The sequence below is a fragment of the Pseudoalteromonas phenolica genome, from assembly GCF_044788725.1.
In the GTDB taxonomy this organism is placed as follows: Bacteria; Pseudomonadota; Gammaproteobacteria; order Enterobacterales; family Alteromonadaceae; genus Pseudoalteromonas; species Pseudoalteromonas phenolica_C.
This window is the reverse complement of sequence record NZ_CP173161.1, coordinates 2,940,452-2,954,606: the sequence shown is the minus strand read 5'-3', so window position 1 is coordinate 2,954,606 and position 14,155 is coordinate 2,940,452. Positions and strand designations below refer to the sequence as shown.

General features: G+C 40.7%; 11 protein-coding genes. 6 read left to right on the top strand and 5 right to left on the bottom strand.

All coding sequences use genetic code 11. From position 1 onward, the window contains the following. Positions 1-51: 51 nt before the first annotated feature. Both ACH784_RS13440 and ACH784_RS13435 read left to right on the top strand, forming a co-directional pair. Positions 52-660, top strand: a complete 609-nt coding sequence (locus ACH784_RS13440) for a glutathione S-transferase family protein (protein WP_404390987.1) — start codon at positions 52-54, stop codon at positions 658-660. A 151-nt stretch (positions 661-811) separates the two neighbouring features. Then, positions 812-1,939, top strand: a complete 1,128-nt coding sequence (locus ACH784_RS13435; protein ID WP_404390985.1) for an RNA polymerase sigma factor — start codon at positions 812-814, stop codon at positions 1,937-1,939. 100 nt (positions 1,940-2,039) lie between these two features. Here ACH784_RS13435 and ACH784_RS13430 read toward each other — a convergent pair whose 3' ends face one another. Together ACH784_RS13430 and ACH784_RS13425 are read right to left on the bottom strand one after the other, a co-directional pair. Next, complete coding sequence (locus ACH784_RS13430) at positions 2,040-3,161, bottom strand: DUF4405 domain-containing protein (protein ID WP_404390983.1); 1,122 nt, start codon at positions 3,159-3,161, stop codon at positions 2,040-2,042. Positions 3,162-3,255: 94 nt separating this feature from the next. Beyond that, positions 3,256-4,731, bottom strand: a complete 1,476-nt coding sequence (locus tag ACH784_RS13425; protein ID WP_404390981.1) for a winged helix-turn-helix domain-containing protein — start codon at positions 4,729-4,731, stop codon at positions 3,256-3,258. A 139-nt stretch (positions 4,732-4,870) separates the two neighbouring features. Here ACH784_RS13425 and ACH784_RS13420 point away from each other — a divergent pair, with 139 nt between their 5' ends. Further along, positions 4,871-6,790, top strand: a complete 1,920-nt coding sequence (locus ACH784_RS13420) for a prolyl oligopeptidase family serine peptidase (protein ID WP_404390979.1) — start codon at positions 4,871-4,873, stop codon at positions 6,788-6,790. Positions 6,791-6,858: 68 nt separating this feature from the next. Here the strand turns inward: ACH784_RS13420 and ACH784_RS13415 are convergent, their stop codons facing one another. After that, positions 6,859-7,242: an MmcQ/YjbR family DNA-binding protein gene (locus tag ACH784_RS13415; RefSeq protein WP_404390977.1), complete on the bottom strand. Its 384-nt coding sequence runs from the start codon at positions 7,240-7,242 to the stop codon at positions 6,859-6,861. Between the two features lie 174 nt (positions 7,243-7,416). On the opposite strand from ACH784_RS13415, the gene ACH784_RS13410 reads away from it, so the two are divergent. From ACH784_RS13410 to ACH784_RS13400, 3 genes are all read left to right on the top strand, one after another. After that, positions 7,417-8,496 (top strand): efflux RND transporter periplasmic adaptor subunit, encoded by a 1,080-nt coding sequence (locus tag ACH784_RS13410; RefSeq protein ID WP_404390975.1) that lies wholly within the window; start codon positions 7,417-7,419, stop codon positions 8,494-8,496. Then, complete coding sequence (locus ACH784_RS13405) at positions 8,493-11,639, top strand: efflux RND transporter permease subunit (RefSeq protein ID WP_404390973.1); 3,147 nt, start codon at positions 8,493-8,495, stop codon at positions 11,637-11,639. The genes ACH784_RS13410 and ACH784_RS13405 overlap by 4 nt, the downstream gene beginning before the upstream one ends. 151 nt (positions 11,640-11,790) lie before the next feature. Next, positions 11,791-12,945 carry a DUF418 domain-containing protein gene (locus tag ACH784_RS13400; protein WP_404390971.1) on the top strand — a complete coding sequence of 385 codons (1,155 nt, stop codon included), beginning with the start codon at positions 11,791-11,793 and terminating at the stop codon, positions 12,943-12,945. Between the two features lie 90 nt (positions 12,946-13,035). Here the strand turns inward: ACH784_RS13400 and ACH784_RS13395 are convergent, their stop codons facing one another. Then, on the bottom strand, positions 13,036-13,461 hold the full coding sequence (locus tag ACH784_RS13395) for a GNAT family N-acetyltransferase (protein ID WP_404390969.1): 426 nt from the start codon (positions 13,459-13,461) through the stop codon (positions 13,036-13,038). Positions 13,462-13,473: 12 nt separating this feature from the next. After that, a complete protein-coding gene (locus ACH784_RS13390) occupies positions 13,474-14,085 on the bottom strand; it encodes a LysE family translocator (protein WP_404390967.1) in 612 nt (203 codons plus the stop codon). Positions 14,086-14,155: the final 70 nt, after the last annotated feature.

Here is a 14,155-nt window from a genome sequence, read left to right as displayed (position 1 = left end):
AATTAATCCTAAATTAACCTAAAGCTAAGCGACTTATTAAAAGGAAGAATTATGTATACCCTTTATCATTGTCCAATTACGTGTTCTACAGCCGTGTTAATTACTTTAGAAATTATTGGTGTAGAGCATAATGTTGAAATTATCGACCTGTTTCAGAATGAACAATTTAGTGAACAGTTTTTAGCAGTGAATCCACTTGGTAAAGTGCCAGTGTTAAAAACCGATGAGCACATTTTAACCCAAGGTGAAGCCATCTTAATTCATCTATCGCAAAAGCATCCTGAGGCTAATTTGATGCCAGACTTAGCAACGACTGAGGGCGCTAACGCGCTAAAATGGTTAAACTTTGTTGCATCAACGGTACATGGGCATTTTTCTCGTGTATTCCAGCCAGAGCGTTTTGCCAATGAGCATGAGGTGGTAAAAGCCAATGCCGAAGAGGAATTAGTAAAATTATTCGAGTTGATTGAGCAGCAGCTTCAGAAACAACCATTTTTAGCGGGCAGCTTACCAACGCTGGCTGATTATTATCTCGCGGTGATATTAGGGTGGGATAGAATGTTGAGCTTCGACTTAGCTGAGCGTTTTCCTGAATTAAAAGATTACAAACAACGCTTACAGCAAACGCAGACCAATTCACCCACATTATTATCACTCTAGCCCTGTTATAGCCAAGCCATCTTTTAGATTTAGTGGCTTGGCGACTTCTTAGTTCAACAAAACCTTTTCTTCGAAAAAAAAATTCCCATAAGCTGTAATAAATTCCATCAGATATCTACTAACTAGAAAAATACAAAATGGAACGAGGTGAATGGGAAGCGATTTTTATCAGCAATCAATACTGCCTTATGCGGGGATCATTATCAAAATTTGTCGGGCATATACCCATAGCCAAGAAGATTTTGAAGATTACTACCAAGAGGTGTGCCTGCAAATTTGGCGAAGTAGAGACAATTTTAATGCTGAGTCTAAATGGTCAACATGGATTTATAAGGTGGCTTTAAATGTTTGTTTGACCCATTTAAAAAAGCGCAAAAAAGGTCAGCAGTTTGTGTCTGATGCTTTACCAGATGAAGTTCATGACGATGCCAAGGCATTTTGCTCTGATGAAATTAACCTGCTTTATAACGCAATTAAGCATTTGTCAGAGATAGATAGAGCAGTGATCTTGCTTTATTTAGAAGAGAAATCTTACGTTGAGATTGGCGAAATTATTGGTGCAAATACAAACAGTATTGGCGTACGCATTACGCGTATTAAAGAAAGATTAAACAAGCGCAGGAGTGAACACATGAGTAAGTCTATTGAAGCAATGTGGAAACAAGGTTTTGTGAGTGAAGGTGAGCTATCAGCACCAAAAGTGAACGACTTATACAATAGAAAGTCGCAAAATATCGTAGATAAACTGCAAAAGATGTTTGCAGTGAATATTAAAGCCATTGTGATTGGTGCTTTAGTCATGCTGGTGGTAATGAGTTTAATTGGCGCGCCTTGGTTAGGCGTGTATATCTGTGTATTGCTAGCACCGCTTGTGCTGATAGCGAGAAAAGAGCTCACTAAGTCACATAACTTATCGAAAGGGCAGAGCAGCCTAGAGTATTTAGAAAGCTTTGATACTTGGCTTAAAAACTCAATGGATACATATTCGAAATACTACCGATTTTTTTATCCGTTATTTTATATCGGTATGGTGACACAAGGGCTAGCGAGTAATGCGGGTGGTAAAGTGATGGCTTTGCTTTTGAAGCATTATCCGACAGAGTATGTATTGTTAGATATTCCAGGTTATGTTTGGGCGGTTATCACAGCACTGTTTTTGGTGATTGTGAGGTATTCAGAAGCTTTGTATCGTTTAGACTTAGACATCATTTACGGCAGACAATTTAAAAAGCTCGATGAATTGATTACTGATATGCGCGCTTTAAAAGCACAGCAGTAATTTTTTTAGGAACAAGTTACTTAGCGCTTATTTGATGGGCGCTTCAATTAATCAAGCTTCATTTAAAACGAAAGCGCAGCCAGTTGGCTGCGCTTTTCTGTTATAGGGAATGAGTGACTAAGATCCTGTCAACTAGCTCTAGTGCGGTGGTGAAGTTACTGAGATCAGTACGAACATCGCCATCTTTGCCTGAATGGTGACCGTGACCGATAAGCTGCATTTGCTGTAGTTTACTTGGCTGCTCAAAATCGACGATAGCTTGATATATAAGTGAAGGTTGAGCGGTATAGCCGTCGCCTGAGTAGACGGGATCGTCAGGGAATCGGTCACTACTGTAGTAAGTGTTGTAATCAAATGAATGGTTTATCTCAAAACGAATACGGTATTGGCCAGTAAGAGTAGTCGGTAGCTGAATTGAGTAGATAAAATTGTCTGTCATGGTTGCGCCACTAAAACCGTCTACAACCAGTTTATTATCGGTTGGTAGGTAGAAGCCATTACTGGCTTGCACACCTAGTTGATGTAAAAAAACTGGCAGAGATTCAGGGCGCATACGGGTATCTTTTGAGTCGCTATCTTCACCTCCTGTTAATGCCTCTCTACCTATTGCATTTTCGCCGATCAGTAAATGCGCATCGAATACTTGGTCAGGGTTTACTTTAGAGACTTTATTGGTGAAATTATTGGTAGCGATTTTTTCTGTGACATAAAGCGGCTGAACAAACTCACCGTCTAAGGTTTCTAACCAAAACGCATATTGTGGCCACATAAAGTAAGGGCCTTTTTTCAACTCTAAGGTAATTGTTTGTCCGCTGGCTTCTGCTGGAGTAATAACACGCTCGACATATTTTAGCTCTTTATCTTGGTCTGCTTTATCTGCGGCTTTTAGGGTTTGGCCCCAAGTGTAAACTTGCATTGCAGGTGGCAAAGCGAAAAATGGTGACGCTAATAGGTAACCAATTAATATAACAGCTAGAGGCATAGCTAAGCTGACTTTGCCCATATGCTTCTTCAATGGATTTAAATAGGCGAAGAGGGGTTTTGAATTTTTAAATAAGTGCCATACGACGACCAAAATCATGGCTGCACCTATTAAAGTATGAATAAGCGCAACAATTGCACTGTGCTGTTGGCTGTACAGTAATACAGAGGTAACCAACATAACAATGAAGGCTAAAAATAGTAGGGTGCCGATAAATACTCGGGCATTAAAAAATGACATAGTGACTCCTTTTGAATTACCTCTTTATCACTTAAGGGAGGCAATAAAAGCCACTAAAGCTTTCTAAAATTATCTAAGGTTATTGATTTTATTATTAATAATTTAGAGTGTTTAAATATTTAAGCTGCTTTGTCAGCGCTCGATTCTTAGCTATTTGCTTGGCTTTGTTTAATGCAATGTTGAACTCTTCAACCTTGTTTTGTTTTTTTGCGAGTAATGCCAAACTTGCCCAAACGCTACTTTCTCCTACAGGGCATTTTAGGACTTGATGATGCGCTTTTGCTTCAAGGTAAAGCTGTTTAGCTCTCTCATAATCCCCTTGTTTTTGAGCCATACGGGCCTGTAAGTCTTTCGAATAGGCCATAAATAGCCAGTCATTATTGTTACTAGCAATATCAAGAGCTTGATTTATTTGCTGTTCAGCTAGGCGGTTATCACCTTTTAACAGATATGATATCGCCCTAAGATAATAAAGTCTGGTCAGCTCTGACTTGTCGTTTAAATTTTCTGCAATCGGGATGACAAGCGCGAGCCTCTCGTTTACTGCATCTAAATCATTTTCTTCATATAACACATTTATTAATAAACGCTGCGCAGTGAGATTGTCTGGATCAGTAATTACAATGCTTTCTAGTAAAGGCTTAGCTGCTTGATATTGGCCTTCTAGTTTTAAATCTATCGCAACGCCAAGCATTTCATTATTAAAATCAGCATGGTAATTACGGGAGGCAAGTACCTTTTCAGTGCCAATATGTTCGCCAACCAGCTCGCTGAATTGATCTATGATGGTTTGAATATCTCTGCCAAATAGGGCGCCTTTTTGTTCTGTATTCTTAAAATGTAAAACATAACTTAGTTGATAATCATGGGGGGTACCAGAGAGCTTTGAAGAAACAATAATCTCTGCGCCAGACACAATAAATAATTGTTTTATGTGGGGTGCTTGGACACCACTTAACGATGCGCCCGCTCTATCAAGCACTTCAAGCACATAGTCAGTTTGCAGTACGCCATGCTCTTGATTATTTGGCAAACGTTGTATTACTTGGTCCATCATTCCAAGGCGGACCCAGTTGTGGTCATTTCCTTCAATGGTATTTTGAACAGGAAGAATAATGACTGAACCTGAAACTGTCTTGGTATGCTGCATTGAAGTGGCAGAGCTATTTGATGCGAAGTTAAAGATGTATGCCGAAAGCGCTGCACAGCATGCAAAAATGACAATGAGCCATAACAAATTATAACTATGTGCTTTTTTTGCTGTTGGCTTATCTATGGTGACTGTAGGGAGCCAAACATAGCCTTGTTTAGGGATGGTTTTGATAACGGCTTCGTTTTCAAACAGCTGGCGTAATTCATTAATAGACTGAAAAACTACCTGTTCAGCAACCACTGAATTACTCCAAACCTTCTCTAGAATTGTTTGCTTACTAACAGGACTTCCTGCATTTTTGAGTAATAAGATTAACAGCTGGCAAGTTTTTGGGCGTATAGAGATGCTGTCACCGCTGTGTGCTTTGATCGTTAAAGCTTGTGGATCGATCTTGTAATTTAAGGTGTTATACAGCACGTAAAGTAGTTTCCATAAAAATACAGTGTTATTTATTCAATAAAAATCAACTGGCTAAGTCTTTTAAATTGAGGGGGCGATGACTATACGTTAATATTGCATACTCTAACAATTCCCATAACAATAATTAAGGATGATTATGCTAAAGCATTTTTTGTTCCTTTTGCTTTTTAGCTGTTTCACAGTTCAAGCAAAACAAACTCTGAAAAGTAGTTTGCCAGTTGAGGCTCATGCTTCACTGCCAAATGCCTCACAAATGAACTTATCACCTGATGGTAACAAAATTGCTTTTGTACAAAATGCCAAGGGCACATTATTTTTAGTTGTTTTTGATTTAAAAACAGGTGAAAAACGGTACGTCACGAGAACGGATAATTTAAATGCTACATTAAACTGGTTTGATTGGGTTAACAATGACTTACTGGTAATGGGAGTATCATCAACACTTGTTCAAAAAGGTGTTCGCTATACTTCTTCAGCGCTTCGCCGTTTTGACTTAACAGAAAAAGATGCAGAGATAAGAAATGTGCTGCGTATGAGTCGAGGCGTACATAATGCACAATTTCAGGATAACGTGATTAGCATGCTACCAGATGATCCTGAGCATATTTTGTTATCTATCGACCTTGATATTCCAAATAAGCCGAGTGTATTCAAGGTTAATGTTAGAACAGGTAAGCGTAACCGTATTGAGCGACCTAAAAAGAACATTAATAGTTGGATAGCAGACCAACAAGGTAACGTACGGATTATGCGTCAAATTGACGACACGACGATTACTTACAGCCTGAAAGATAAAAAGTCAGGAGATTGGAACAAGCTCTTTGAATACGAGGTTTTTTCTGTTGATGAAGTGACTATTTTAGGATTTGATAACGACCCAAACATTTTGTATTTCAAGGCTAATTATCAAGATACCTCAGCTTTATTCAAAATGGATTTATCATCAGAAAAGCGTGAACGAGAATTGGTCTATCACGACAAAGATTATGATGTTGATGGCAGCTTAGTCTATTCCGAAAAAACGCAAGCAGTGGTTGGCTTCTCGCACTCACAGTTTGATGATTTTATTTCTTATTGGGATGAAGACCTAGCAAATTTACAAAAGGCGATTGGTAAAGCTATTCCTGACTCAACTAATATCATCATGGACACAGATAAAAGCGGCGACAAATATATCTTATATACGGCAGCCGATGATCATGCGGGTGCATATTTGTATGGTGATAGAGCAAATAACACGCTTGATTACATCATTTCTAGATATCCACAAATAGAAGGTGAACTGTATAACGGCAAGAATAATGTGAAGTACATTGCGCGTGATAAAACCGAAATTGAGGGATATATCACTTACCCTGCCGACTATGAGCAAGGAAAATCTTACCCCGCAATTGTTTTACCGCATGGTGGTCCAATGGCCAGAGATTACGCAGGCTTTGATTATTGGTCAGAGTTTTTCGCTCATCATGGTTATCTTGTTTTCCAACCCAATTTCAGAGGTTCTTCAGGTTACGGCTTTAGCTTTGAAAATGCCGCTGTAGGTGGCTGGGGACAAGCGATGCAAGACGATTTGCAAGATGCAGCAAATTGGTTAGTTGAACAAGGTTACACAACGAAAAATAAAATGTGTATTGCCGGTGGTAGCTACGGTGGTTATGCAGCTTTAATGGCGTTAGTTAAACACCCTGATACTTTCCAATGTGCGGCTAGTTTCGCAGGTGTATCAGATCTTGATGCTATTTATTCAAGTGCACGATATTTTACAAATAAAGACATTGTTAGAAAGCAAATAGGCACCGACAGAGATAAGCTAGAGCAAGTATCTCCTATTAATTTTGCCGACAAAATGACAAAGCCGGTATTGTTAATTCATGGTTCTGAAGACAGTGTCGTTTCTGTCAAGCATAGTCGTTTGATGGCTGAAGAATTAGAAGATGCTGAAAAAGAAGTTAAATACATAGAATTAAAAGATGGTAGCCATCATCTTAAATATCAGCCATATCGAGTTAGAACATTGCAAGAAATGTTGGCTTTCTTTGATAAGCATTTGATGTAATCAAGCTTATTTAGGACTTAAAAACCAGTATTGCGGTGGTTGTAATACTGGTTTTTTATTATATAAATCTAGAGTTTTAGTAAAATCGATGTCTGTGTTTTCTTTGGCATTTTCTCGACCACTAACATAAACGAGTTGTCTATCATGCGTTCTATTTCCCCTTGTGGAATTGAGCCGTCGAGTATGATGGTGTTCCAAAGTCGTTTATTCATATGATACCCGGGGATCACAGCATCGAAAATGTCCCTTAATATATGAGCTTCGTCGGGGTTACACTTAAGATTCATCCACCAGTGTGGGGGTTCTTCAGTGCCTTTGCCCATTTTTCCTAGCGATAAAGTCGCGAACATTTTTCCTTTTACTTTATAAACATCGACTCCCTCACCAAAAGGTTGGCTAACAGTAGTCTCGGGCTTAGAGATTAAATATTCATGTGCTTGGAGGTGATTCATCGTCTAGTGTTTACCCTTTAATAGTATTAAATCAAAACTCAGTTCGTTTAGACATTAATTTGACATAACTGGTTGTAGGTTAATAGATAATAATTAGAGTCTTATCGCAAAATTGCTGAGTATTGGATAAGAATCAATTAAATTACTGCTAATAATTATCATTTGAGGTTTGCTATGCGTTGTGTGCAGTTGTCGGTGCTTTGGTTTGTAACCATGGTGGCAGTCGGTTTTTATAGTGATTCGGTAAAAGCTGAGTCTATTGAAGTAGATGTGGTTTATCCCGAGCGAGCAGTCGATGCTGGGTTAACATTAACAGGGTCGGTCAGTGCAGTACATAATGCACAATTGGCGAGTCAGCAATCCGGTGTTGTGGCTAACATTCATGTTGAAGCGGGTGATGTGGTTACACAAGGTCAACTGCTACTTTCTTTAGATGATACTTTGGCGCAGTTGCAATTTGAGCAAGCCAGTGCCGAGCTCAATATTGCTGAGGTCGCTTTACAAGAAGCACAGCGTTTACATAAAGAATTAAAAGCACTGTCAAAGCGACAACTCGTTGCACAAACTTTACTGGCTGAACGACAAGCCAATATCAGTAAAGCAGACGCCGAGCTAAAAAATGCCAAAGCCAAGCTCGCACTTCAACAAGAGCTGTTAACTCGTCACCATATTAAAGCGCCATTTGCGGGCGTGGTGACAGATCGTATGGTAGATGTGGGTGAATGGATTGGCACGCAAGATAAAGTATTTAGCCTTATCTCAAATGATAAATTACGTATCGAGCTTGCTGCGCCACAGCAATATTTTGCTCAGTTATCGCAAGCAAACGCAATCCAAGCAAATATCCACAATCAGCATAATAAAAACGCAGTGATAAATAGCCAAGTTGAGCGTGTTATTGCCTCTGTGAATAAAACAAATCGTACTTTCAAGGTATTTGTGACGGTACCTGAAAATAGTGTTCTTGTGATGGGCAGCTCGGCACAAGTGACTATTCAATTGCCAGCTACTGACAATACGCAGGTGTGGTTACCTAAGTCAGCGTTGAAGCGTCACCCCGATGGCGGCTATAGTATTTTTGCTGTTAATAACGATACTGCTGAGCGCGTATTTGTTGAAGTGACACAGCAGCAAGCTGAACGAGTGGCAGTAAAAGGGGCATCAGCTTCGCAGCAATACATCAAAGCCGGTGTTGAGTTATTGCAAAGCGGCGCAAAAGTATCTGTCAAAAGCGTTGCAGGTAACGCCCTATGATTGAAGGTGCAGTCAAACGCGGTGTGCTTGTCACCGTAGTTGTATTAATCAGTTGTATTCTGGGGCTGGTTGGCGCGTTAAATATTCCCGTGCAGATGATCCCTGATTTAGAAGTACGCACCATCACTGTGCAAACGGGTTGGGCGGGCGCAACCCCTCAAGATGTTGAAAAAGAAATCTTAATTGAACAAGAGCGTTATTTAAGAAGCCTACCAAATTTAAAACGTATGGTGTCTTATGCGCGAATGGGCAGTGCGGAAATTGAGTTGGAATTTCCGTTTGGGGTCGATGCCAATGATGCACTTATTCGGGTAAATAATGCCTTAAGTCAGGTGCCGAGTTACCCCGAGAACGTTGACCAGCCAAGGCTATTTTCGAGTTCTTTCTCGGGCAATGCGTTTATGTATTTTGTGCTTAAACCACTGCCGGGTAACCCGCTTAACCTGGATGTCGACTTATTAAGAGACTTTGCCGAAGACTTTATTCGACCGCGTATGGAAAGCGTTTCTGGTGTTTCAGAAGTGAGAGTAGGCGGTGGTGCGCAAAGACAAATTCAAATAAAGGTCGATGCTGAGCAACTTGCTCAACGTGGTATCAGCTTAAGTGAACTTCGAAATGCCATTCGTAATCGTAACCGGGATGCCTCAGCAGGTGATATTGAAAGTGGCACTAGCCGATATTTATTGCGCGTAGTTGGCCGCTTTGAGCAGCTTACAGAGCTCGAAAACCTGATTATTCGCAGTGAAAACAACGCCAATATTTACCTCAAAGATGTGGCAACGGTGACTTTAGATCACTTTGAAACACGCAGCCTGTCTTACAATGTGGGTGAGCGTACACTGAGTTTGTCGGTGCGTCGCGAAAGTGGCTCAAATGTTTTGGCGATTAAAGACGATATGCTGCCGATTGTTGAAGAATTAAATCAGCAGCTACTAAAACAAAATGGCTTAAGCTTGACGCTAATGAGTGATGATGTTCAATACGTAAGAAGCTCTCTCGAAAATGTATGGTTTAACTTGATCCTCGGTGGCTTGCTCGCAACTTTGGTGATGTATTTTTTCTTACGTTCAGGACGCGCTACTTTAATTGGCGTATTGGGTATTCCTATCTGTACCATCGCCGCGTTTTTAGCCTTAATGAGTTTCGGTCGCACTATTAATGTGATCTCTTTGGCGGGTGTGGCCTTTGCCATTGGTATGACGGTTGATAACACCATCGTAGTGCTAGAGTCGATTTTTCAAGCCAAAAAACAGGGCAAAGGAAAGCGCCAAGCTGCCATTAGCGGTGTAAAAGAAGTTTGGCCTGCTGTACTGGCTTCTACTGCGACAACCGTACTGGTATTTGCGCCAATCTTGTTTGTGCAACAAGAAGCTGGGCAGTTGTATTCAGATATTGCCATTGCGATTTGCGGCGCAATTATCGCCTCTATGCTGGTGGCCATTTTTGTGGTCCCTGTCGCCTTGGCGCGTTTAGATAAGCAAGAAGTTACCAGCGAAAACACCAAGCACAGCAAGGTCTTCGGCCAAGTCTGGCTGAAATGCGCGAGATTCTTTACTCAATCAAAACAGCGAGCGCGTATTGCCTCTGCGTCATTTATTGTGGTGATTTTAGGTGCTGCATATACCCTGATGCCAGCAGCCGAATATCTGCCAGAAGGGGAAGAGCCAAAAGCCTTCTCTATGATGATTGCACCACCTAATTACAACCTATCTGAAATGGAACGCATTGGTAGAGAGCTAAGAACCTATTTTGCTGATTACGTAAAAGCGGATGGTGAAGCTTTTGCCAATGGTGAAACAGATATGCCACCACTTGCTTACTATTCAATGTCAGTATCAATTGGTCGTATTTGGTTTTTAAGTGCGCCAGTCGATCCCGCTCATATCAATGAGATGATGGATGCCATCACTACCAAGTTTAGAAGTTATGAAGGTATGCGGGCGTTCTCGGCGCGCGGTTCAATTATTTCTAGTAATGATGGTGGTACGCGTGCAGTTGCGGTAGACATTGCAGGTAATGACATTGAAGACTTGTATCGCGCAGCTGAGGTCGTATACGAGCAAGCAAATCAAGTGTTTGATAATCCGCAGATCAACTCTAACCCAGGCTCGTTAACCCTTGATCAACCTTTGATAGAAATACAGCCACGTTGGCATCGTTTGGCGGAGCTTGGGATCAGTAGCCGAGATTTCGGTTATGCCGTCGCAGCAATGAGTGATGGTGCGTTTGTGGATGAGTTTATTCTAGACGACGACAAAGTAGATATTTTCTTATTCAGTGGCGCAGGTGCTAAACAAACCTTAGAGCAGCTTGAAAGTATGCCGATTGTTACACCACAAGATGAAGTCTTACCGCTTAATGCTCTGGCTGATTTGGTTGAGAGCAAAAACAGTAACTCAGTAAGGCGTGTTGATGGTAACCGAACGGTAACGGTTTATATTATTCCGCCTAGAAATGTGGCATTAGAAGTTGCAGAAGAGAAAGTGCGCACCGAGCTACTGCCAACACTTTGGCAGCAGGGCAAAATAGCTCAAGGCATTAAAGTGAGTATTAGCGGTGCAGCCGATCAGCTCGAAGCAACTAAAGCATCTTTATCGGGCAACTTTATGATTGCATTGGTGCTGAGCTACTTACTGTTAGTGGCTATATTCACCCATTGGCGTTATCCGTTATTTATTTTAGCGACTGTGCCGCTAGGTATGGCGGGAGGCTTACTGGGTCTTGTGATAGTGAATGGCTTAAACTCAGGGCTTGCGAGTTTAGGTATGCAAACCTTCCATCAACCGTTTGATATGATCACCATGTTAGGCTTTTTAATCTTGCTTGGAACCGTGGTGAACAACCCGATTTTAATTGTTGACCAAACCCGTCGTTTTATTATCGATAATGGTTTACCTGTGGTTGAAGCAGTTAGAAAAGCCGTTGAGAAGCGGATTAAACCTATTTTAATGTCTACGGCGACCACTATCTTTGGCTTAGCGCCTTTGGTGTTGATCCCGGGTGAAGGTACTGAGCTATATCGTGGTGTGGGTATCATAGTATTAAGCGGTATTTTGGTGTCGACCCTACTTAGCATTAGCTTTTTACCGGCATTTTTGGTCGCTATTCTTGATAATAAAAGCGAAGGAAAAAATAAAGTTTAAAGGTATAAATAGAAGCTTAAAAACGCCCGAATCGCTGAAGTTCTGGCGTTTTTTTGTACTGTGATTTTGACAATTCTTTACAACTTAAACCTGCCGTTTTTGACGTAAGCCGATATGATGAAGCTTGATATTTCTATATGTAAGGGAAAGCATGCGAATTCAATCAATTGACGTGTTACGGGGCATTGCCATATTAGGCATTTTGCTTATGAATATATACTTTCATGGCATTATGAGTTTGGGCTATGTGCCTTTCGACATCACACCTCAAAGTGACATTTTGGTCGATACCTTCAATGCTATTTTTGCTGATGGGCGCTTTAGAACGCTGTTCTGTATCTTATTTGGTGCTGGTTTAGCTATTCAAGTGAAAAGCTGCGAAAAGAAAGGGTTTAATTATCAAGATTTCTTAAAATCTCGTCTGAATTGGTTGATGATTTTCGGTATCTTTCACGGCGTATTTATTTTTGGCGGTGACATTTTATTTCTGTATGCAGTGTGTGCATTGGTTATCATTAAAAAGCTCACATTACCGACCCGAGAGTTGTTTAGCAAAGCTAAGAAATGGCTAATTATTGGCACTGTTTTAAATATTCTATTCAGTGGACTAGCTGCTTTTGCTGCAGGCTTAGAGCCTGAGATGGTGCGTGGTTCTGACGCGTTCTTGGAAGAATATAACAGCTGGATGGGTAATTATGGTTATCAAGTGACAATACAAGCCATATTTGCAGCATTCTTAGTGATTAGCTCTCCATTATGGGTGTTTTGGCAAGTTGCAGGTTTAATGCTTTTGGGTGTTTATTTCTATCGCACTGGCTTTTTCAAGCGAGGTTTAACAGCAAGCCAATTTAAAACCTTTGCATTGGCTGCTGCAGCTTTAACCGGTTTAGATATTTTTATGCGTTTGAGCTACTTTGGTGTAGGTAGTGAAATGAGCTCTTTGCTGGCGAGCATCTCAGCTATTTTTATGTCGATTCTATATATTCATGGTGTGATCTATTTACTTAAAAACAACCACCGTTGGATAGAAATCTTCAAAGCACCGGGACGCATGGCATTCACGCTTTATATTATGCAATCGGTCGTTTTAGCGGTTCTACTTCGTTGGGTTTTCCCCGAGGTTCACTTAACTGCGACGATGATTAATTATTTTGCTATGGCTTTGGGCTTTATTCTTTTCCAGCTTGCTTTTGCCAATTGGTATCTTCGCCAATTCAAGCAAGGACCGCTTGAAGCCTTGTGGCGAAAAGCCTATTTGGCAAGCTTCGCAAAGAAGCAGGCTAAGGTGCAGCAAAAAGAAAGCTAATTATGCTTAAATGGGCTAGCTTGGCAAAGGCTGGCCCAGTATTTTGTTTCATTTAAGCTTTGGGTAATACCAAACTTCAAAATAGATCATTTAATTGAGAGAGTTGCTATAAATATCTGTTACATACTTCTCCATGGCAATCTCTGGGTTAGCTAATTCACTGAATCCGAATTGCTGATACAAACTATGGGCGTCTTTGGTGGCCAACGTAAAACGTCTTAAACCTTGCAGCTCAGGGTGAGTCATCACCGAATCTATCAGCTTCTTACCTAATCCTTGACCGCGGTAGGGCTCAAGTACAAACACATCCAACAAATTGGCAAAGGTAGCGTGATCTGTGACTACACGGCAAAAAGCCAGTAGTTGTTTGCCATCAACGAGTGCAAAACACAAAGAATGATCGAGCGCCTTTTTTAGCCGCGTTTCGTCTATGCCTTTACTCCAATAACTACGCTCTGACAAAAAACTAAATACTTCTTTAAATTGTACTGGGGTCAATTGGTGAGTTAATCGCATTTTTGACATGTCCTATGAAAGAAAAATAAGAGGTAAGCAGCCTAGTAATAAAACCGCCATGATCAGGTTAAAGCGTTTTAAACTCTGAGGTGATTGTAAGTACTTGCTAATGTATTTCCCTGTTGTCACCCAAAATAACGCGCAGCAGATCCCGACAATATTAAAAATGATTAGGCCCATAATGGCAGAGTGCCAATACAAGTCGCCGGGTAAGGTCAGTGCACTACAGACTGAGATGATCATGGTCAGTGATTTTGGATTAACGATTTGAAACAGTGCCGCTTGTTTAATACTCATCGGCTCAGCAAGTAGTGAGTCTTGTTTTTTAAGCGTGCTGGTGCGAGCAATTTTTATCGCAAGATAAACGATATACAAAGACGCCACTACTTGCAAAGTTGAATGAAGCACAGGTAAGGCTAAGAACAAACTCCCTAGACCAAACAGCATAATGATGTGGATTGCGGTCATGCCGACGCGAATACCAATGACATGATTAAGTGAGCGCTTAACACCAAAGTTAGCACCAGAATAAGTCAGTAGAATATTGTTAGGTCCCGGTGTAAAAGCTGCGGCGAAACAAAATAAAATAAGGGCTGGTATTAAAGTAAGCAGTTCGGCACTCATGGTAAAACACTCCTGAAAATTGTATTGATACAATTAATTGTTTTGTACTTACCTTATTAATTGTCATAAT

What these genes read in the sequence shown, in the direction of transcription:
- ACH784_RS13410 (WP_404390975.1), top strand. Translation starts at nt 7,417, where the DNA reads ATGCGTTGTGTGCAGTTGTCGGTGCTTTGGTTTGTAACCATGGTGGCA.
- ACH784_RS13435 (WP_404390985.1), top strand. Translation starts at nt 812, where the DNA reads ATGGGAAGCGATTTTTATCAGCAATCAATACTGCCTTATGCGGGGATC.
- ACH784_RS13440 (WP_404390987.1), top strand. Translation starts at nt 52, where the DNA reads ATGTATACCCTTTATCATTGTCCAATTACGTGTTCTACAGCCGTGTTA.
- ACH784_RS13400 (WP_404390971.1), top strand. Translation starts at nt 11,791, where the DNA reads ATGCGAATTCAATCAATTGACGTGTTACGGGGCATTGCCATATTAGGC.
- ACH784_RS13405 (WP_404390973.1), top strand. Translation starts at nt 8,493, where the DNA reads ATGATTGAAGGTGCAGTCAAACGCGGTGTGCTTGTCACCGTAGTTGTA.
- ACH784_RS13415 (WP_404390977.1), bottom strand. Translation starts at nt 7,242, where the DNA reads ATGAATCACCTCCAAGCACATGAATATTTAATCTCTAAGCCCGAGACT.
- ACH784_RS13395 (WP_404390969.1), bottom strand. Translation starts at nt 13,461, where the DNA reads ATGCGATTAACTCACCAATTGACCCCAGTACAATTTAAAGAAGTATTT.
- ACH784_RS13420 (WP_404390979.1), top strand. Translation starts at nt 4,871, where the DNA reads ATGCTAAAGCATTTTTTGTTCCTTTTGCTTTTTAGCTGTTTCACAGTT.
- ACH784_RS13390 (WP_404390967.1), bottom strand. Translation starts at nt 14,085, where the DNA reads ATGAGTGCCGAACTGCTTACTTTAATACCAGCCCTTATTTTATTTTGT.
- ACH784_RS13430 (WP_404390983.1), bottom strand. Translation starts at nt 3,161, where the DNA reads ATGTCATTTTTTAATGCCCGAGTATTTATCGGCACCCTACTATTTTTA.